Genomic DNA, 17,860 nt, shown 5'->3' with positions numbered 1-17,860 from the left:
TGGTCCCGACGGCGGCAGCGGCCGCCCCCCACAACACGATGCGACGCATCGCACCCCTTCCCCCGTATCGACAACCGTTCCCGGCCGGAGCCGGGAGGGGGCCGAGGGTAGCAAGGATGACCGCCGCCCGGGGGGCACACCGGTCACGGTCCGTCACGCCGCGACCGGCCGAAAACGGTTCGACGGATGCCGGAGAATTCCGGCGATGACGACGCATGCGGACCGCGACCGGAGAAGCCTGCACCGGCGGTCCGAGAACCTCGGACTGCCGGTCGTGCCGCTGCGACGGCACGGCTGGGTGCGGCCGTCCGACCGGGCGCTCGTGACCTCCGAACCTCAGGCGGTCGGAGTCGGACCCGGCGGCACCGCCCTCGCCGTCTGGACCCACCGGCGGACCCCCCGCCGCAAGCAGGTGACCGTTCACGACGGCGGCGAGCTCGCCGGCGCCATCGACGTCGAGACGGACCTGGCCGTGTCGTTCGTGCAGCCGCTGCCCGGCGAACGGGTCCTGCTGGCCGCGGCCCGCGCCCGTCCCGGTGAGACGAACGCCGAGGTGTGGACCGACGGTGGCGTCCTGGAACGGCGAGGCTCCCTCGGCGACGCGATCGAGGAGCTCCTGACGACCCCGTCCGGGAGGATCTGGGTCGGCTACTTCGACGAGGCGATGGGTGGCAGCGGCCCCGAGGGTCACGGGCTCGCCCGCTTCACCGCCGACCTCGCCGCCGACTGGCTCTTCCCGCTCGACACGGGACTCCCGGCCATCGCGGACTGCTACGCCCTCAACGTGGACGGAGACACCGCGCACGTCTGTCCCTACACCGACTTCCACCTGCTGTCCGCCTCGGCCGGCGGGGTGACCGACCGGGGGCCGTCGCCGTACCGGTCGGCCCGGAACCTGCTGGTCCGCGGAGACGACTGGGTGCTCGTGGGCGGGTGGGGCCCCGACTACGACCTCGTGACGCCGCTGCATGCCGGGCCGGACGGCGTGCGCCGAGCCGGCGACCAGCGCCGCATCGTCCTGCCCGACGGCCTGGAGGCGCACAGCCTGCGCTACACCTGCCGCGGCGCCGACCTGCACGCCCTCACTCGGACCGGAGCCTGGTACCGCACGGGCCTGGATGCGCTGACCGCGGTCGCTGATCCGCACCGGATGAACGGCGAAGGCCCCGACCGGGACTGACGTCCTGACCAGGGCCTCAAGCGTGGAGCGGGTGACGGGAATCGAACCCGCACTGTCAGCTTGGGAATTGCACAAGATCAGTCCCGCGTGCGGGGTGTTCCCGCTCAGCGCGGTCGCCAGCGGCCTGGCTTACCCCTGAGCCGCACCAGCTTATGGCCCGTCGATGGCCCGGCCAACCATGTGATCAGTAGGAACGGGCACGCGGGTCCGCTGCCTGCTCAGTTGCCGTCGCGGCCAGGATCACTGGTGGTCGCTGAGCGAGCCGTTGCCCGCTGCTGGGGTCAAGGTGGGGTCAGGCGATCCTCGCCATGCAAAGATCGCGCATCCTGTCGGCCGATGCTGATGACAGTCGCTGACCTGCACCGGGTGTCGGCCGTGCCGCTCTCCCCCGGTCGCCGCCGACCGGCTTGGCTGTACCGATGGCTGTACGAGCGGACTGGGTCTGTTCTCGGTGCGATCACCACGAAGGCAAAGTCGTCGGGGATCGGGCTGTGGGAGGCTGCCAAAGTGAGCCGGGAGGTGGAGGAAAGCGGTGAGCTGATGCGAGCGTTCTTCGAAGACCTCGCGTCGGATCGGGACGGCGTGGCGAACACCGTCCGTGAGGCGATCAGCAGCCCGAACCTGCCGATCTGGGTGGACGACACCGAGGCCGTGCTGACACTTCGACGGTGCCTCACTTCGCCGGAGCAGGTGGACGCGCTGGCCCGCTTCGTCCGCGAGATGGTCTGCACGGCTCAGCATTCCGCACTTGTTGCGATCGACGGGGGCTCGGCGAGCGCCGAGGTGGGCCGACTCCAGCTCACTGATGACCACGGCCATCCCCTCGACGGTGCGCTCCATGAGCTGTATATCGGCTACCTGTTCGACACTGGCCGCATGACCTGAGAGCAGCGCCCGCCCGCCTCTGGCGCCCAAGCCTGCATAGCGACTCCGGGATCGCACCCTCACCTTGGAAGAAGATCATGGTGGGGCTGGCAGGGGAGCGCTGTCCCTGCTCGCCCGTCCGTGACTTGTCGACCCGTGTCGTGGTCGGGGTGGGGGCCTTAGCCGTACGGATGGCTGTACATCAGCGCGACCACGCAGGGGCCGAAGAAGCTGACACCATGTGCATGTGGCATCCAAACCAGGGTCCCGATCTCGGCAGACGAGCACCTTCATGCTGCATGCCGACGTCGATGCATTCAGCGACGCGGTAACGCCGCTCATTGACGGCATCACTGGCTGGCGGGCCGGTAGCGCAATGCGGGAGCTGGGCGACCTTATCCACATGTCGCTCAGTGACGCCCTGCACCAAGAACCGTTGCAGGCGTCCCTCCGCTTGATCGGTCAGGACGCTGCCGCGATCGGACCTGCTATCCAATACGTGGGTACCGGCTTCGCCGAAAGCGCCTTCGGGCTGCATGTTCAGGCTGACGCACCGAACGCGGTCATGAGGTCTGGCCGTCTCGCCTTTCAGTGGGTGCCAGCGAACGAAACAGACGCGATACAGGTTCGTTTCAGGGAGCTAGCCCGGCTCGTATGGGAAGCGCTCCACGCCGTCACCACATCGGTCCTGGTGACACCTGCCGGCACACCTGTCCGCAACGTCCGGATCGGCAGCGTCGCGAAGCAGTGGGCCCTTAAACATCCCGGCCAGCTACTCTCAGACTGGGGCCGCCCCGTACAGGTCGACAGCAGAAGCTGACCTCGCGCCGAGCCATCCCGTTCGCCGTCGACCCACACACCGTGGAGTGGGCCTGCCCCAGGGCGACAAGGTGGAGCGCCCTACCGGACGAACGACCTTGGCGCCCTGGGGCAGGTCTGCTCGGCTACGCCTGGGTCGACGGTGGACGGGATGGCAACCTCATCCCGGGGCCCGAGTGCTTCCGCCGGAGGCAGCCTCCAAGTTCAAGAGTCGTCGCAGCAGTCGGCCGGCGCGCCGGCCGATGCCGGCCGGAGGCCGCCAGCAGGCCGAGCGCGGCCGGCCGCGCCGCGCTCGCGCGGCGCCTTGATCTAGTACAGCGCGCGACACTCCGGACGAGGCGGTGGGCGGCGATGCCTAGTGGCCCGTCGATGGCCCGAGCGCCTTTTCGAGTGCCGGAAACGGCGAAGGCCCCGACCGGGAATGACATCCTGACCAGGGGCCTTGAGCGTGGAGCGGGTGACGGGAATCGAACCCGCACTGTCAGCTTGGGAAGCTGATGTTCTGCCATTGAACTACACCCGCGAGCGGCACCACTGTACCCGATCGCCGCGCGCGACGCTCTCACCGGATCCCGTCGGCAGGAGCGTCGCGCGCGGCGCGAACCTCAGGCCGCCACCGCCGCCGGTAACCGCGCGGCCGGGTCCCGCCACGCCCGCGACACCGCCGGCACCACGGGCGTCGGCGTCAACGGCATGGCCCCTGCGGGCCCGTGCCGGCGGACCATCGCCACGTCGATCGAGAACTCGAAGAGGCGCCAGTCGACCCGGGGGGACGCGCGCAGCGCCCCCGCGAGCCGCGCGACGACCACCGGGTCGGTGACGGGGTGGGCGGTGCCGGCGAGGTAGGCCTCGTCGTCGCTGTCCTCCGGCGGGTAGGAGTGGAGGGCGTAGCGGCCGTCGCGTTCGAGGTCGCCGCGTTTCGGGGAGGCGACGACGAAGCAGTAGAGGCCCTCGTCGGTGATGACCGGGGAGATGGGGTGGACCCGGGGACCGCCGTCGGGGCGAACCGTGGCCAGGTAGGCCATGCCGGGGCCGTACTGCTGGAGCAGGGCGCGGACGGCCGAGGCGAGGTGGGGCTCGGCGGCGGCGAAATCGGACCAGGAAGCCATGTCCTCATTCTATCGAACATTTGTTCGATCACGCCAGCAAAACCCCAGCTCACTGCCTGTCACCCGATCGTGACGTAGACGTTGTCGATCTGGCCGGCGTACTGGTCGTTGTTGGGGGCCGTGCCCTTGCCGCCGATGCGCAGGGGCTCGGTGTTGGCGATGGACAGGGTGGTGGGGACGTAGCGGCTGGCGCGCTGGGCGCCGTCGACGTAGAGGGTGAGGCGGTTGCCGATGCGGGTGCAGGCGAGGGCGTGCCAGCGGCCGTCGGCGACGGTGTAGCGGGACTCGGCGCGGTAGATGGTGGTGCGGCTGGCCACGACGCAGGACGGCTTGCCGGCCAGGTGGTCGACCTGGAGCTTGTACTGCGAGGCGCCGCCGACCGAGTAGCCCTTCTGCAGGACGTTCGCGCCGGACGCGGTGTCGTTGCGGGTCATCAGCACGGCCGCGCCGTAGCGCAGGGGGCGGGTGTAGGGGTTGAGCGAGTCGTCGCGCGAGCCCTGCAGGATCACCCGGGGGCAGGTGCTGGCCGCGACGCGGCAGCGGGGCGGGAACTGCAGGGCCCAGCCGCCGGCCCGCGGCACGTGGCGGATCGCGCCGCCCTGGGCGGTCAGCACGCGCAGCGGGTGGGCCGAGGTGCTGTCGAGGACGGGCTGGCGGGCGCCGCCGTCGAAGAAGTAGCGGACGCTGTACGACCCGGCGGCGGCCTGGCCGGGGGCCGGGGCCTCCGGGGAGGACGGGTCCGCCGAGGGCGAGGCGATGGGCGAGGGGGCGGCGGGCGCCGGGGCGGCCGACGACTGCCGGAACGCGGCCTGGCCGGCGAGGGCGAGGCCGGCGGCGAAGGCGACGGCGGCCGTCAGGACGGCGAGGGCACGCACCCGCCGGGGGTTCCGTCGAGAAGACCTTTTGTCAGACATAGCCTGATTGTCGGGTTTGTTGCCCTCCGACACACGTACAACCGCCCGCCCGTCACGGATTTGTCACGCGGATTCGCCGACCACCGCGTGCAGCACGTCGTCCAGGGTCACCACGCCGAGCGGCGTGCGGCCGTCCGTGACGAGCATGATGTGCTGCCGTTCGCGGCGCATCGTCAGCAGCAGGTCGGCCAGGGTGCGGTCGGGCGGCACCACCGCCAGCGGGCGGATGGCGTCCGCCGGGATCGGCGCGGTGCGGGCCGGGCCCACGTACCCCAGGACGTCCTTGACGTGCACGAAGCCCAGCACCCGGCGGGTCGTGCGCTGCACCACCGGGAAGCGGGACCGGCCGGTGCGGGCCGCGAGCACCTCCAGCGTCGCCGGCGACACGTCGTCGGCGATCGTGGTGACGCGGGACCACGGGCGGTGCGCCTCGCTGGCCGTGCGCCGGCGCAGCGCCAGCGCGCCCGCGATGCGCGCGTGCTCCTCGCTGCCGAGCAGGCCCTCCGTGCGCGACTGGGTCACCATGCCGGCCAGCTCCTCCGCCGTGAAGACCGTCTTCACCGCGTCGGTGGCCTCGATGTTCCACAGCGACAGGATCACCTTCGACGCCCACCGCATCGCGGCCAGCAGCGGCTTGAACGCCACGCAGAACGCCAGCATCGGCGGGCCCAGCACCAGCGCCGACTCCTCCGGCCCGGCCAGCGTGATGTTCTTCGGCACCATCTCGCCCAGCACGGTGTGCAGGAAGACCACGACCGCCAGGGCCAGCACGAACGCCACCGGGTGCCGGGCCGCCTCGGGCAGCCCCGCCCACGCGAACGGCGCCTCCAGCAGGTGCGCCAGCGCCGGCTCCGCGATCGCGCCGAGCCCCAGCGAGCAGATCGTGATGCCGAGCTGCGCGCCGGCGATCATCAGCGGGATCTGGCTCGTCGCCGACAGCGCCCACCGCGCCCGCCGGCTGGTCGCCGCGAGCGGTTCCAGCACGGTACGCCGGGACGCGATCAGCGCGAACTCGCTGCCCACGAAGAACGCGTTGCCCGCCAGCAGCAGCACCGTGATGAGCAGGTTGATCATTCGGGGGTCACCACGCGCACCTGCTCGACCCGGTGCCGGTCGACCTCGACCACGGTGAACTCCCAGCCGTCCGCGTCCACCGTCTCCCCCGCGACCGGGATGTGCCCGAGCCGCGACAGCAGGAAGCCGGCCAGCGTCTCGTACGGGCCCGGCGGCAGCCGGAAGCCGGTCTGCTCGGCCAGCTCGTCCTCGCGCAGCAGGCCGTCCACCAGGAACGAGTGCTGGCCCTCCGGCGCGGTCAGGTCCGCGGCCGCGGCGTCGTCCACGTCGTGCTCGTCGGAGATCTCCCCGACCAGCTCCTCCACCAGGTCCTCGACGGTCACGACGCCGTCGGTGCCGCCGTACTCGTCGACCACGATCGCGAGGTCCGCGTCGGCCGCGCGCAGCGCCGCGAGGACGCCGTCGAGGTCGAGGCTCTCCGGCACGTACACCGGCTCGCGGGCCACCGTCGCCACCGTCGTGGTCGCCCTGCGGCCCGGGGGTACGCCGAGCGCCTCGTGCACGCCCGCCACCCCGGTGACCAGGTCGATGCGCTGCTCGTACACGGGGAAGCGGGAGTGGCCCGTCTCCCGGGCGGTGGTCAGCAGCTCGGCGATCGTGGCGGTGGTGCGCAGGCCGACCACGTCCACCCGCGGGGTCATCGCCTCCGCGGCCCGCTTGTCGCCGAACCGGATCGTGCGCTGCAGCAGCGTCGCCGTGTCCGGCGGCAGCGCGCCCGCCCGGGCGCTGATCGCCGCCAGCAGCCCCAGCTCGTCGGGCGAGCGGGCGCTGGCCAGCTCCTCCTGCGGCTCGATGCCGAGCTTGCGCACCACCGCGTTCGCCGAGCCGTTGAGCAGCCGGATCAGCCACCCGAACGTCGTGGAGAAGACCCGCATCGGGCCCGCCGTCAGCAGGGCCGCGCGCATCGGCCGGGCCAGGGCAGCGTTCTTGGGTACGAGCTCACCGAACAGCATCGACAGCAGCGTGGCCAGCACCAAGGCGAGCAGGTGGTTGACGCCGTCGCTGGCGATCACCGGCTCGAACAGCCGGGCCAGGGCGGGCTCCGCCAGGTAGCCGGTCAGCAGGGCGGTCAGCGTGATGCCGAGCTGCGCGCCGGACAGCTGGAACGACAGCTCGCGCAGCGCCCCCTGCACCGTGCGCGCGCCGCGGTCGCCGCCCTGGGCGCGCTGCGCGATCTCCACCCGGTCCACCGTGACCAGGCCGAACTCGGCGGCCACGAAGAACGCGTTGCCCGCCGTGAGCAGCACGAACGCCACCAGGGGGAGCAGCGCGGTCAGGAGCAGGCCGTCCATGATCGCTTCACCTCGGCATCATTCTGCCGGACGCGCGCACCGCCGTGCGGAATCGCGGTGGACGGTTACCTTCGGGTGATGGTGACCTTGCTGGACGAACTGGTGCTGCTCGCCTACGACGACGACGGCGAGCGCAGGCTCGGCTCGACCGAGCTGGAGTACGGGCTGGGCGGCGCGCTGCTGCTGGAGCTGGCCCTGGCCGGCCGGGTGGACGTCGACGGCAACAGGGTCGTGGTGGTCGACGCGTCGCCGGTCGGCGAGCCGCTCATCGACGCCGCGCTGGCCCGCGTCGCCGCGGAGCAGAAGCCGCGCAAGCCCGGTCACTGGGTCGACAAGCTGCGGCGGGGCGCCCGCGACGCCGTGCTGGAGCGGCTGGTGGCGCAGGGCACGCTCGACCGGGCCGAGCAGAAGGTGCTGTGGGTCTTTCCCCGCACCCAGTACCCGGTGCCGGGCGGCGTGGAGCCGCCGGCCGAGACCGACGCCCGGCAGCGGATGCGCGCGGCGGTGACGAGCACCGGCGACGTGGCCGACCCGCGCACGGCGGCGCTGTGCTCGCTGGTCGCCGCGGTCGGCTTCGACCGCAAGGTGTTCGCCGACCTGCCCCGCGGCGACGTGAAGCGCCGGCTCAAGGAGATCGGCCGGGGCGCGTGGGCGGCCACCGCCGTGAAGCGGGCCATCGAGGAGGTGTACGCGGCGGTCACCATCGCCGTCGTGGCGTCCTCGACCGCCGCGGCGGCGGGCGGCGGGTCCTAGGCCCCCTGCGCCTCGGTCTCCTTGGGCTTCACCGACCGCAGCAGCACGGTGGCGACGTCGACGACCTCGACGTCCTCCTGCCGGCCCTTGCCGGTGACGCCGTCGCCCAGCATCGTGTAGCAGAACGGGCAGCCGACGGCGACGGTCTGCGCGTTCGTCGACAGCGCCTCCTCGACCCGCTCCACGTTGATGCGCTTGCCGATGCGCTCCTCCATCCACATGCGGGCGCCGCCGGCGCCGCAGCAGAACGAGCGCTCCGAGTTGCGCGGCATCTCCGTGATGCCGTCCTTGGCGGCCGCCCCGAGCACCTCGCGCGGCGCCTCGAACACCCGGTTGTGCCGGCCGAGGTAGCACGGGTCGTGGTAGGTCAGGCCGCCGTCGATCGGCTGCACCGGCGTCAGCTTGCCGGTGGACACCAGGTGGGCGAGCAGCTGCGTGTGGTGCACGACCTCGAACGTGCCGCCCAGCTGCTCGTACTCGCGCCCGATGGTGTTGAAGCAGTGCGGGCAGGTCGCGACGATCTTCTTGGTCTTCCGCTCGCCGAACGCCTCGTTGAGCGTCTCGACGTTCTGCTGGGCGAGCATCTGGAAGACGAACTCGTTGCCCATGCGCCGGGCCGGGTCGCCCGAGCAGGTCTCGCCCTCGCCGAGGATCGCGAAGTCGACGCCGGCCTCGTGCAGCAGCGTCGCCACCGCCCGGGTCGTCTTCTTCGCCCGGTCCTCGAACGCGCCCGCGCAGCCGACCCAGAACAGGTACTCGAAGTCCTCGGTCTCGCCGACCCGCGGCACCTCGAAGTCGAGGCCCTTCGTCCAGTCCTCGCGGGTGTTCTGCGGCGCACCCCACGGGTTGCCCTTGTTCTCCAGGTTGCGCAGCATGACGCCGGCCTCGCTGGGGAAGCTCGACTCGATCAGCACCTGGTAGCGGCGCATGTCGACGATGTGGTCGACGTGCTCGATGTCGACGGGGCACTGCTCGACGCACGCGCCGCAGGTGGTGCACGACCACAGCACGTCCGGGTCGATGACCCCGCCCTCCTCGGCGGTGCCGATCAACGGCCGGTCGGCCTCGGCCAGCGCGAGCACGTCCACGTGCGCCAGCTGCGCCGCGGTCGCCTTCTCCTCGCCGGTCAGGTCCTTGCCGCCGCCCGCCAGCAGGTACGGCGCCTTCGCGTACGCGTGGTCGCGCAGGCTCGTGATGAGCAGCTTCGGCGACAGCGGCTTGGCGGTGTTCCACGCCGGGCACTGTGACTGGCAGCGCCCGCACTCCGTACACGTGGAGAAGTCCAGCAGGCCCTTCCAGGTGAACTGCTCGACCTGGGCGACGCCGAACTGGTCCTTCTCCGGGTCGGCCTCCTCGAAGTCCAGCGGCTTGCCGCCCGACATCATCGGCTTGAGCGGGCCGAGGCCCGAGCCGGCCGGGCGCCCGGGGTCGCGCTTGAAGAAGATGTTGGGGAACGCCAGGAAGCGGTGCCAGGCCACGCCCATCGTCACGTTCAGCGAGATGGTGATGAGCCAGCTCATCGAGATGAAGATCTTGACCAGGGCGACCCAGGTGGCGCCGTCCTCCCACGCCGGCAGCGCCGAGCCGATCGCGTGGCTGACCGGGGTGGCCCACAGCGGGTACTCGAAGTGGTCGGTGGCGACCTTGAAGCCGCGGATCAGGAACCCGCAGACCAGCACCGCGACGATGATCCACTCGACGAAGTAGCCCTGCCACATGGTGGAGCCGGTGAACCGCGACAGGCCCTTCGCGCGCGACGGCCGGTTCTTCAGCCGCACCGCGATCAGGTACAGGATGCCCACCGTGCCGAGCACGCCGATCCACTCGGTGACCAGCCCGAACACCGTCCAGTGCCCGATCACGGGCAGGCCCAGCTGCGGGTCGACCACCTCGAAGTACGCCTCGACGACCAGCAGCGACAGCACCACGAAGGCGACCATCACGAACCAGTGCGCGGCGCCGACCGCACTCCACTTCAGCATCCGGGTGTGCCCGGCGGTCTCCTTCAGCATCACCGCCGCGCGCTGCCCCAGCTCGCCGGAGCGCGTCGGATCCGGCTGCCCCAGCCGGATCACCGCGACCATCTGCCGCACGGCGCGCACGGCCAGCGCGACCGCGACCACGGTGACGGCGGCCGCCAGGACGGTGGCGACGATCTGTGCGGTGCCCATCTGCGCTGTGCCTCCTGCTGCTGCCGCGTCGGGTCCTGAGACTACGTTACCCGCGAGTAACCCACACCGGCGCGCGCGGATCTTCCCGGCCAGTCTGCCGGACCCGCGAACGGCACGCGGGCAGAGTGAAACGGCGCGCCGCACCCGGTGAGGGCGGCGCGCCGGGAGCCGGCGCTCAGCGCCAGCGCGCGAGCAGGATCAGCGACGCCACCATCGACCCGAAGCCGACGGCCAGGTTCCAGTACCGCCACGACTCGACCGGGTACTGCTGGTCGGAGAGGTAGTACACGACCAGCCACAGGATGCCCACGACGATCAGCGCCACCGCGGTCACCGGCAGCCACAGCGGGCTCGGCTTCTTGGCCGCCGCCGTCGAGGACGGGCGCAGGTCCGTCGGCGGCGTGTAGACCTTCTTCTTGCGAACCTGAGACTTCGGCACGGCGCTCTCCTGAGGGGGACAAGTCGTGAACAACGCACCTCGGGCCCTGCCGGACCCCCGGCGGCCGCCCGCGGCGCATAGAGTTCGACAGCTAGCGTAGTCACTCCGGATCGGGGACGAGCACCCCACCGGGCAGTTGGATCAGAACGGGCCGGACATGCGGGAGGAAACGGACGTGGACTACACCTCCGGCACCCAGTCGTGGCGTCTCGTGCTCACCCGCGCCGTCACCGGCCTGCTGCGCCGCCGCCGCGGCAAGCGCCAGGCCGGGTGGTCCATCGGCGTCCCGCTCATCGCCCTCGCCGCCGGCCTCCTCTTCACCACCACCGCCACCACCGCCCGCGGCACCGCCCTGCGCGACGACCGCCGCCCCGAACTCACCCAGCTCATCGCCGACCAGCGCACCCGCATCGCCGACCGGGAGGCCCGCGCAGACGCCCTCCAGGCCGCCGTCGAGGCCCAGACCGGCGCCCTGGCCGACGTCGACGGCCCCGTCCGCGCCGCCCGCCGGCAGGCCGACGCCGGCCGCACCGCCGCCGGCCTCACCGCCCTGCGCGGCCCCGGCCTCACCGTCCAGCTCGACGACTCCCCCCGCCGCACCACCGCCGACGACGTCGACGGCCCCCGCCCCGACGACCTCGTCGTCCACCAGCAGGACGTCCAGTCCGTCGTCAACGCCATGTGGGCCGGCGGCGCCGAGGCCATGTCGATCATGGGAATCCGCGTGATCTCGACCAGCGCGGTACGCTGTGTGGGCAATACGCTGCTGCTCCACGGCCAGCCGTTCTCCCCGCCCTTCACCATCCGGGCGATCGGCGACTCCGACGCGATGCAGGCGTCGCTGGCCGGCTCCGCCGGGGTCCAGCAGTTCCGGGACGCGGTCGCCGACTTCGGGCTCGGCTATCGGGAAACCGTGGAGGGGGACGTGACGGTTCCGGCGTACGACGGGTCCACCGGCCTGCGCTCCGCACAGGTGCCCGGCTGATGGCCACCGCCCGCGACCCGCACGACCTCGGCCGCCACCGCGCCCCCGACGGCGAGGACCCGACGGCCTACCTCCCCCGCATCACCGACGACACCCCCGACCCGGCCGCCGGTCCATCCGGCCCGCCCGCGGCCCCGCCGCCTCCCGCGCCCGCCGCGTCCTCCGGACCTGCCGCACCCCCCGCCTTTGCCGCGTCCTCCGCCTTTGCCGCTCCCTCCCGGGCCGCGGTCCCTTCCGGGTCGGCGACTCCGCTCGGGTCCGCCGGTCGTGGCGAGCCGTCCACTGCCGCCGCCGGGTCCGCGGTCGTTCCCGGGTCGCCATCCGCTTCCGGCGGGTCCGCGGCTGGGTCCGGGTCGCCGCAGGCTGCCGGGTACGAGGCCGGGCCCGCCCGGTCGGCCGGGTTCGGGTCTCCGGTTCCGTCGGGGTCCGCCGCCGTCCCGCGGTCGCCGCAGCCGGGCAGCCCCGCCGTGCCGTCGCGGGCCGCCGATGGCGCGCCGCCGCCGGTCGCCGCCGGGTCCGCGGGGGTCGCGCGGGTGGGGGTCCCGCCCGTGTCCGCCTCGGCGTCGGTGTCCGCCGCCGCCGTGTCCGCCGCCGCCACCGCGGCCGAGGAGCGGCAGCGGGAGCTCATGGCGGAGGTCCTGCGCGAGCAGGAGCGCCAGCAGCGCGAGCGCCGCAACCGGGAGCGGCAGGAGCAGACGCGCCGCGGCGGCATCCGGCCCGACTTCGTCAACCCCGGCCCGGCCCCGCACCTGGAGGGCCCGACGCGCGACATGCGGTCCGCGCGGCCCCGCCCCTACGACCCGCCGGTTCCGCCCGCACCCGCCGGCCTGGCCCCGGGCGTCACCCCGGGCCTAGCCTCCGGAACGGGACCAGCCGGAACCGCCGGAACCGCCGGCCACGCCGGCCTCACCCGCGGAGCCGGGCCCGACGAGACCGCCCGGCATCCCGCGCCGCCGGCGCAGCCGCGGCCGGAGCCGCGCCCCCGCCCCGAGCCGCCGCCGGTCCACGACGGGATGGCCGCCCGCGGGGCGGCGGTCCGGCCCGGCGACGAGGCCGCCGCCCGCGCCGACGTTCCGGGCCGTGGGCCGGTGCAGCGGCCCGAGGCCGCCCACCACGCCGAGCCGTTCGCCCAGCCGCCGCACGGGGCGGCGGCCGTGTCGCCGTTGCCCGCGCAGGCCCGTCAGCAGGCGCCGGCCGCCGCGGGGCGGGCCGGTGGGGTGCCGCCGGACATGCCGACCGCGGTGATCGGGCGGGTGGCGGACGAGACGGCGCTGATCCCGGCCGTACCCGCGGAGAAGCCGCCGCCGGTGGTCCCGGCCCGGCCCGCGGTCCCGCCGGGTGGCGCGGAGCGCCCCGACGGGGCGGTGGTGGCGGCCGCGGCGGTCCCCACGACACCTGTTGTGGACGACGAGCCGGCGCCGGCGGAGCCGCCGAAGCGACGGGCGGGTGAGCGGGTGGTCCAGTTGCGCGCGGAGAACACCCCCGAGGGGTACAAGAGCGTGTACTCGGAGCTGACCCGACCGACGCTGGGTTCCCGGATCCGGGCGGCGGTGCGCGGCCTCGGCGAGGCGATGATCACGTTCGGCCTGGTGGTGCTGCTGTTCGCGGCGTACGAGGTGTTCGGCAACACCGCCGAGGTGGAGGCGGAGCAGAGCAACCTGGACGACCAGCTGGCGCAGGAGTGGGCGCAGCCGGATCCGACGGTGAGCGCCGGGCCCGGCCCGAAGGCGCTGAAGCCGCTGGCCGGCAAGGGCATCGCGCGGCTGTACATCCCGAAGCTGAAGAAGCACTGGGTGGTCGTCGAGGGCGTGGAGCAGAAGGACATCCGGCACGCGCCGGGGCACTACCCGGACTCGGCGATGCCGGGCAAGGTGGGCAACTTCTCGGTGGCGGGGCACCGCAACCGGGCGACGTTCTGGCGCCTGGACGAGGTGCACACCGGCGACCAGATGGTCGTGGAGACGGCGACGGACTGGTACGTGTACACCGTGACCCGCAACCACATCGTGCTGCCGAGCGCGGTGGAGGTGGTGGCGCCGGTGCCGGGCAAGCCGGGCGCGAAGCCGAAGAAGGCGATGCTGACGCTGACCACGTGCAACCCGAAGTTCGACAACTACCAGCGGCTCATCGTGCACGCCGAGCTGACCTCGAAGAGCAAGCGGGACAGGTCCCGGCCGGACCAGGGCCAGCCCGCCATCCTGAACGGCTGAGGGTCATGTACGCGTGGATCTGGCGCAAGCTGCCCTTCGGGGTGCCCGGCAAGCTGATCGGCTCGCTGGCGCTGGCGGCCGCCGCGGCGGCGCTGCTGTGGTTCGTGGTGTTCCCGTGGGCGCAGCCGCTGCTGCCGTTCGACGACGTGCAGGTCACCCAGAACACGGACGACCCGGGTGGCGCCGACGACGCCGGGATCACCGGGGGCGGCGGCGAGGACCAGGTCTCCGAGGACGACAACTCCGTGCCGTACCCGACGCACACCAACAACGCCGAGCCGACGCCGACCAGGTGACATGATGCGCATTCTCGTGATCGACAACTACGACTCGTTCGTCTTCAACCTGGTGCAGTACCTGGGCCAGCTGGGCGCCGACTGCGAGGTGCGGCGCAACGACGAGATCACCGTCGCCGACGTCGGCCGGTCCGGCGCCGCGGGGGTGCTGCTCTCCCCGGGCCCGGGTACGCCGGACCGGGCGGGCATCATGATGGACGTCATCGAGACGTACGCGGGTGACCTGCCCCTGTTCGGGGTGTGCCTGGGGCATCAGGCGATCGGGGCGGCGTTCGGCGGCACGGTCACCCGGGCGCCGGAGCTGCTGCACGGCAAGACGTCGCAGGTGCAGCACAAGGGTTCGGGCGTGCTGGCGGGCCTGCCGGACCCGTTCACGGCGACCCGCTACCACTCCCTCGCGGTGCTGCCGGAGACGCTGCCGCCGGAGATCGAGGTCACGGGCTGGACGGAGTCCGGCGTGGTGATGGCGATGCGGCACCGGGAGCTGCCGGTCGAGGGTGTGCAGTTCCACCCGGAGTCGGTGCTGACCGAGGGCGGGCACACGATGCTGGCGAACTGGCTGGCGTCGTGCGGTCTGCCGTCGGCGCTGGACCGCGCGCCGGAGCTGGCCGCGGAGGTCGAGGCGCGGCGCCAGGCGGCGTTCGCGTCCTGACCGGCGGCCGCCCGGTCAGAGGCTGAAGCGGCCGAACAGCCCGTCCTCGAGGAGGCCGCCGCCCCCGCCGTCACCCGGCGGGGTGGAGCCGTCGGGGCCGGGGGTGGTCTGGCCGGGGTCCGGCTCCTGCTCGATGGTCTCGACCCGCACCTGGATGGTGGCGCCCTTCTTGGCGGTGCCCTTGACGCTCTGCTCGAGGATGCGCGGCTCCTGGCCGGCGGGCACGGTCTCCGTCGGGTCGGCGATCGGCTGCACCTTGAAGCCGAGCTCGCGCAGCCGCTGGATGCCGACGTCGGCGATCTGGCCGGTCACGTCCGGCACCTCGGTGAGGTTGCCCTTCGACACGTCGACCTTCACCGTGGTGCCCCGGTCGACGGACTTGCCCTCGTCGGGAGCCTTGACGACGGTCCCCTCCGGCTGGGCGCCGTCGACGGGGTTGGCGTTCATCTTCAGGCCGATGTTCTCCAGGTTGTCGCGGGCCGCGTCCTCGGACAGGCCGACCAGGCGCGGGATCGGCACCTGCTCCGGGCCGACGCACATCTGGTAGGTGACCGTCGAGCCCTGGTCGACCGGGCCGCCCTTCGGCGACCAGTCCGCGACCTGGTTCTTCTCGCAGCCCTCGTCCTTGATGTCGGGACCCTTGGCGGGCACGAGCTTCGCATTCGTCAGCTCGGACTTGGCCTGGTCCTCGGACTGGCCGGTCAGGTCGGGCACGGTGACCTGCTGGACCTGCTGCTCGCCGCCGCGGTTGGCCAGCACCAGGCCGACGCCGAGGGCCACCACCGCCAGCACGCCCAGCGCGGCCAGCACGGCCATCACCCAGTTCGACGTCTTGCGCGGCGGCGGGCCGCCGACGGGGCCGCCGGCCGGGACGGTGCGGGTCATGCCGGTGGTGCGCACCGGGCCGCCCAGCGCCATCGTCTCGGCCTCGGTCATCACCGGGGTGGCGAGCACCGGGCGGCCGGACACGGCGCGCAGCGCGTCGGCGCGCATCTCCTGGGCGCTCTGGTAGCGGTTGAGCGGGTTCTTCGCCAGGGCCTTGAGGACGATAGCGTCGACGTCCGGCGGGACCTCGGGGTTGATGTCGCTCGGGGCCTTCGGGTCCTCCCGGACGTGCTGGTACGCCACGCTGACCGGGCTGTCGCCGACGAACGGCGGGTGCCCGCAGAGCAGCTCGAACAGCACGCAGCCGGCCGCGTAGACGTCGGAGCGGGCGTCGACGGACTCGCCGCGGGCCTGCTCGGGCGACAGGTACTGGGCGGTGCCGATGACGGCGCTGGTCTGGGTCATCGTGGTGGCGCCGCTGGCCAGGGCCCGGGCGATGCCGAAGTCCATGACCTTGACCTGGCCGTTCGGGGTCATCATCACGTTGCCGGGCTTGATGTCCCGGTGGATGATGCCGTGCCGGTGGCTGAACTCCAGCGCGGCGCAGATGTCGGCGATGATCTCCAGGGCGCGGCGCGGCTGCAGGCGCTGCTCGGCGGCCAGCACCTCCTTGAGGGTGTGGCCGGCCACGTACTCCATGACGATGAACGGCAGCCGCTCACCGGTGGCGCCGGTCTCCTCACCGGTGTCGTAGACCGCGACGATCGCCGGGTGGTTGAGGGCGGCGGCGTTCTGCGCCTCGCGGCGGAACCGCTCCTGGAACGTCGCGTCGCGGGCCAGGTCGGCGCGCAGCATCTTCACCGCCACGTCGCGACCGAGCCGCAGGTCGCGGCCGCGGTGGACCTCGGCCATGCCGCCGTAGCCCAGCAGCTCGCCGACCTGGTACCTGCCACCGAGCAGGCGGGCCTGAGCCGTCATGGCGTCCTTCGTCCTTCGATCGTCAGCGGGAGTTGCTCCATCACACGGTACGACGCGACGGCCGGGCCGCCCCCGCCCACATCAACGAGGGCCTGCCCCTGATTGGTGCGATACAGGAACGAGATGACCCCGGCGCACAGCAGCACCAGGATCGCCAGCACCACGGCGACCACGATCAACACCTGCCGGCTGCCGGAGCCCTCCGGGCGCCGGGCGGGCGGGGCGAGCGGCGGGGCGCTCGGCCGGTTGTACGTGGGTCCACCCGTCGACGGTACCGAAGCCGCGCCGCGCGCCTGCTGTGCGCCGGAGACGGGACGCGGCACGCCGGGCTGCTGCAGGGGCGGCCGGGGCGGCGAGACGGGCTGTTGCGGGTACGTGCGCGGCGGCCCCGACTGCGGCCGGTTCGCGCCGTTCTGGGCGTGCGGCGGCACGGCGGTGGCGCCCTGGTGCGGCAGCCCCGCCTGGACGTGAACCGTGCTGGTCAGGGTGGCCGCGGCCTGCCGGGCGACGGCGGCGAGCGCGGCCGCGCTGGGCCACCGGGCGGCCGGCTCCTTGGCCATCGCGCGCTCGACGATCTGGCGGACCGCGGGCGGGATGTCGGCGGGCAGCGGGCGGGGGCTGTCCCGCACGTGCTTCATCGCGATTTCGATGGGCGTGTCGCCGTCGAACGGGCGGTGCCCCGACAGGCACTGGTACGCGACGACGCCGAGCGCGTACACGTCCGAGGCCGAGGTCGCGACGTTGCCCGACGCCTGCTCGGGCGAGATGTACGAGGCGGTGCCGAGAACCGCGCCGGCCATGGTGAGCTGGCCGACCAGCGCGGAGCGGGCGATGCCGAAGTCGGTGAGCACGAGCGTGCCGTTGGGGCGGACCAGCAGGTTGCCGGGCTTCACGTCGCGGTGCACGATGCCCTTGGCGTGGGCGGCCTCCAGCGCGTCGGCGGCCTGCGCGATGAGCGCCATGGTGCGCGCCGGGGTCAGCCGGCCCACCCGGTTGAGGGTGCGGGACAGGGCGTCGCCCTCGACGTACTCCATGACCAGGAACGCGATCTGCTGGTCGCTGCCGTAGTCGTAGACGTCGACGACGCCGGGGTGGTTGACGGTGGCCATGGTGCGGGCCTCGCCGCGGAACCGCTCGGCGAAGCCGGGCTCGTCGAGCAGGGCCGGGAGCAGGATCTTCACGGCGACGGTGCGGCCGAGCACCTCGTCGGTGCCGCGCCACACGTCGCCCATGCCGCCGCCGGCGATGCGCTCGTCCAGGCGGTACCGGCCGCCGAGGGACACCCCGGGACTGATCATG

At 73.0% G+C, this 17,860-nt stretch carries 16 protein-coding genes and 1 tRNA gene; 8 read left to right on the top strand and 9 right to left on the bottom strand.

What is annotated here, in order from left to right; translation table 11 throughout:
* Window positions 1-205: 205 nt before the first annotated feature.
* The 3 genes from Sya03_RS10240 (at window position 206) to Sya03_RS10230 (ending at window position 2,864) form a co-directional block, all read left to right on the top strand.
* Window positions 206-1,180, top strand: coding sequence for a hypothetical protein (locus tag Sya03_RS10240; RefSeq protein ID WP_203937987.1), 975 nt, complete (start codon window positions 206-208; stop codon window positions 1,178-1,180).
* A 336-nt stretch (window positions 1,181-1,516) separates the two neighbouring features.
* Entirely contained in the window at window positions 1,517-2,065 is a 549-nt protein-coding gene (locus Sya03_RS10235; RefSeq protein WP_203937986.1) for a hypothetical protein, read from the top strand.
* A gap of 271 nt (window positions 2,066-2,336) precedes the next feature.
* On the top strand, window positions 2,337-2,864 hold the full coding sequence (locus tag Sya03_RS10230) for a hypothetical protein (RefSeq protein WP_203937985.1): 528 nt from the start codon (window positions 2,337-2,339) through the stop codon (window positions 2,862-2,864).
* A 448-nt stretch (window positions 2,865-3,312) separates the two neighbouring features.
* Here Sya03_RS10230 and Sya03_RS10225 read toward each other — a convergent pair.
* The 5 genes from Sya03_RS10225 to Sya03_RS10205 all read right to left on the bottom strand — a co-directional run bounded on the left by Sya03_RS10225 (window position 3,313) and on the right by Sya03_RS10205 (window position 7,252).
* Window positions 3,313-3,386 (bottom strand) — tRNA-Gly (locus Sya03_RS10225).
* An 82-nt stretch (window positions 3,387-3,468) separates the two neighbouring features.
* On the bottom strand, window positions 3,469-3,972 hold the full coding sequence (locus Sya03_RS10220; protein WP_203937984.1) for a pyridoxamine 5'-phosphate oxidase family protein: 504 nt from the start codon (window positions 3,970-3,972) through the stop codon (window positions 3,469-3,471).
* Window positions 3,973-4,031: 59 nt separating this feature from the next.
* Window positions 4,032-4,847, bottom strand: coding sequence for a LamG domain-containing protein (locus Sya03_RS10215; RefSeq protein WP_239107296.1), 816 nt, complete (start codon window positions 4,845-4,847; stop codon window positions 4,032-4,034).
* A gap of 102 nt (window positions 4,848-4,949) precedes the next feature.
* On the bottom strand, window positions 4,950-5,960 hold the full coding sequence (locus Sya03_RS10210) for a hemolysin family protein (RefSeq protein WP_203937982.1): 1,011 nt from the start codon (window positions 5,958-5,960) through the stop codon (window positions 4,950-4,952).
* A complete protein-coding gene (locus tag Sya03_RS10205) occupies window positions 5,957-7,252 on the bottom strand; it encodes a hemolysin family protein (RefSeq protein ID WP_203937981.1) in 1,296 nt (431 codons plus the stop codon). Before Sya03_RS10205 ends, Sya03_RS10210 begins: the two co-directional genes overlap by 4 nt.
* A gap of 78 nt (window positions 7,253-7,330) precedes the next feature.
* Here Sya03_RS10205 and Sya03_RS10200 point away from each other — a divergent pair, with 78 nt between their 5' ends.
* A complete protein-coding gene (locus Sya03_RS10200; RefSeq protein WP_239107294.1) occupies window positions 7,331-8,005 on the top strand; it encodes a GOLPH3/VPS74 family protein in 675 nt (224 codons plus the stop codon).
* Here the strand turns inward: Sya03_RS10200 and Sya03_RS10195 are convergent.
* Complete coding sequence (locus Sya03_RS10195) at window positions 8,002-10,176, bottom strand: (Fe-S)-binding protein (RefSeq protein ID WP_203937980.1); 2,175 nt, start codon at window positions 10,174-10,176, stop codon at window positions 8,002-8,004. The genes Sya03_RS10200 and Sya03_RS10195 overlap by 4 nt on opposite strands.
* 175 nt (window positions 10,177-10,351) lie before the next feature.
* Window positions 10,352-10,615, bottom strand: a complete 264-nt coding sequence (locus Sya03_RS10190; protein ID WP_203937979.1) for a cell division protein CrgA — start codon at window positions 10,613-10,615, stop codon at window positions 10,352-10,354.
* A gap of 175 nt (window positions 10,616-10,790) precedes the next feature.
* Between Sya03_RS10190 and Sya03_RS10185 the strand changes: the two genes are divergently transcribed.
* The 4 genes from Sya03_RS10185 to Sya03_RS10170 all read left to right on the top strand — a co-directional run bounded on the left by Sya03_RS10185 (window position 10,791) and on the right by Sya03_RS10170 (window position 14,758).
* Window positions 10,791-11,600, top strand: a complete 810-nt coding sequence (locus Sya03_RS10185) for a DUF881 domain-containing protein (protein ID WP_203937978.1) — start codon at window positions 10,791-10,793, stop codon at window positions 11,598-11,600.
* A gap of 548 nt (window positions 11,601-12,148) precedes the next feature.
* Entirely contained in the window at window positions 12,149-13,810 is a 1,662-nt protein-coding gene (locus Sya03_RS10180; RefSeq protein WP_239107293.1) for a class E sortase, read from the top strand.
* 5 nt (window positions 13,811-13,815) lie between these two features.
* A complete protein-coding gene (locus tag Sya03_RS10175; protein WP_203937977.1) occupies window positions 13,816-14,106 on the top strand; it encodes a hypothetical protein in 291 nt (96 codons plus the stop codon).
* Between the two features lie 4 nt (window positions 14,107-14,110).
* Window positions 14,111-14,758: an aminodeoxychorismate/anthranilate synthase component II gene (locus Sya03_RS10170; RefSeq protein ID WP_203937976.1), complete on the top strand. Its 648-nt coding sequence runs from the start codon at window positions 14,111-14,113 to the stop codon at window positions 14,756-14,758.
* A gap of 15 nt (window positions 14,759-14,773) precedes the next feature.
* Here Sya03_RS10170 and pknB read toward each other — a convergent pair whose 3' ends face one another.
* A complete protein-coding gene (gene pknB, locus Sya03_RS10165) occupies window positions 14,774-16,561 on the bottom strand; it encodes a Stk1 family PASTA domain-containing Ser/Thr kinase (RefSeq protein WP_203937975.1) in 1,788 nt (595 codons plus the stop codon).
* Window positions 16,558-17,859, bottom strand: coding sequence for a serine/threonine-protein kinase (locus Sya03_RS10160; protein ID WP_203937974.1), 1,302 nt, complete (start codon window positions 17,857-17,859; stop codon window positions 16,558-16,560). The genes pknB and Sya03_RS10160 overlap by 4 nt, the downstream gene beginning before the upstream one ends.
* Window position 17,860 lies beyond the last annotated feature (1 nt).

It is taken from the genome of Spirilliplanes yamanashiensis, from assembly GCF_016863475.1.
In the GTDB taxonomy this organism is placed as follows: Bacteria; Actinomycetota; Actinomycetes; order Mycobacteriales; family Micromonosporaceae; genus Spirilliplanes; species Spirilliplanes yamanashiensis.
This window is presented reverse-complemented; position numbering and strand designations above follow the sequence as displayed.

Bases quoted from the DNA above. Each gene is read 5' to 3' on its own strand.
- Sya03_RS10240 (WP_203937987.1), top strand. From the start codon at position 206: ATGACGACGCATGCGGACCGCGACCGGAGAAGCCTGCACCGGCGGTCC.
- Sya03_RS10235 (WP_203937986.1), top strand. From the start codon at position 1,517: ATGCTGATGACAGTCGCTGACCTGCACCGGGTGTCGGCCGTGCCGCTC.
- Sya03_RS10230 (WP_203937985.1), top strand. From the start codon at position 2,337: ATGCTGCATGCCGACGTCGATGCATTCAGCGACGCGGTAACGCCGCTC.
- Sya03_RS10220 (WP_203937984.1), bottom strand. From the start codon at position 3,972: ATGGCTTCCTGGTCCGATTTCGCCGCCGCCGAGCCCCACCTCGCCTCG.
- Sya03_RS10210 (WP_203937982.1), bottom strand. From the start codon at position 5,960: ATGATCAACCTGCTCATCACGGTGCTGCTGCTGGCGGGCAACGCGTTC.
- Sya03_RS10205 (WP_203937981.1), bottom strand. From the start codon at position 7,252: ATGGACGGCCTGCTCCTGACCGCGCTGCTCCCCCTGGTGGCGTTCGTG.
- Sya03_RS10200 (WP_239107294.1), top strand. From the start codon at position 7,331: ATGGTGACCTTGCTGGACGAACTGGTGCTGCTCGCCTACGACGACGAC.
- Sya03_RS10195 (WP_203937980.1), bottom strand. From the start codon at position 10,176: ATGGGCACCGCACAGATCGTCGCCACCGTCCTGGCGGCCGCCGTCACC.
- Sya03_RS10175 (WP_203937977.1), top strand. From the start codon at position 13,816: ATGTACGCGTGGATCTGGCGCAAGCTGCCCTTCGGGGTGCCCGGCAAG.
- Sya03_RS10170 (WP_203937976.1), top strand. From the start codon at position 14,111: ATGCGCATTCTCGTGATCGACAACTACGACTCGTTCGTCTTCAACCTG.
- pknB (WP_203937975.1), bottom strand. From the start codon at position 16,561: ATGACGGCTCAGGCCCGCCTGCTCGGTGGCAGGTACCAGGTCGGCGAG.
- Sya03_RS10160 (WP_203937974.1), bottom strand. From the start codon at position 17,859: ATGATCAGTCCCGGGGTGTCCCTCGGCGGCCGGTACCGCCTGGACGAG.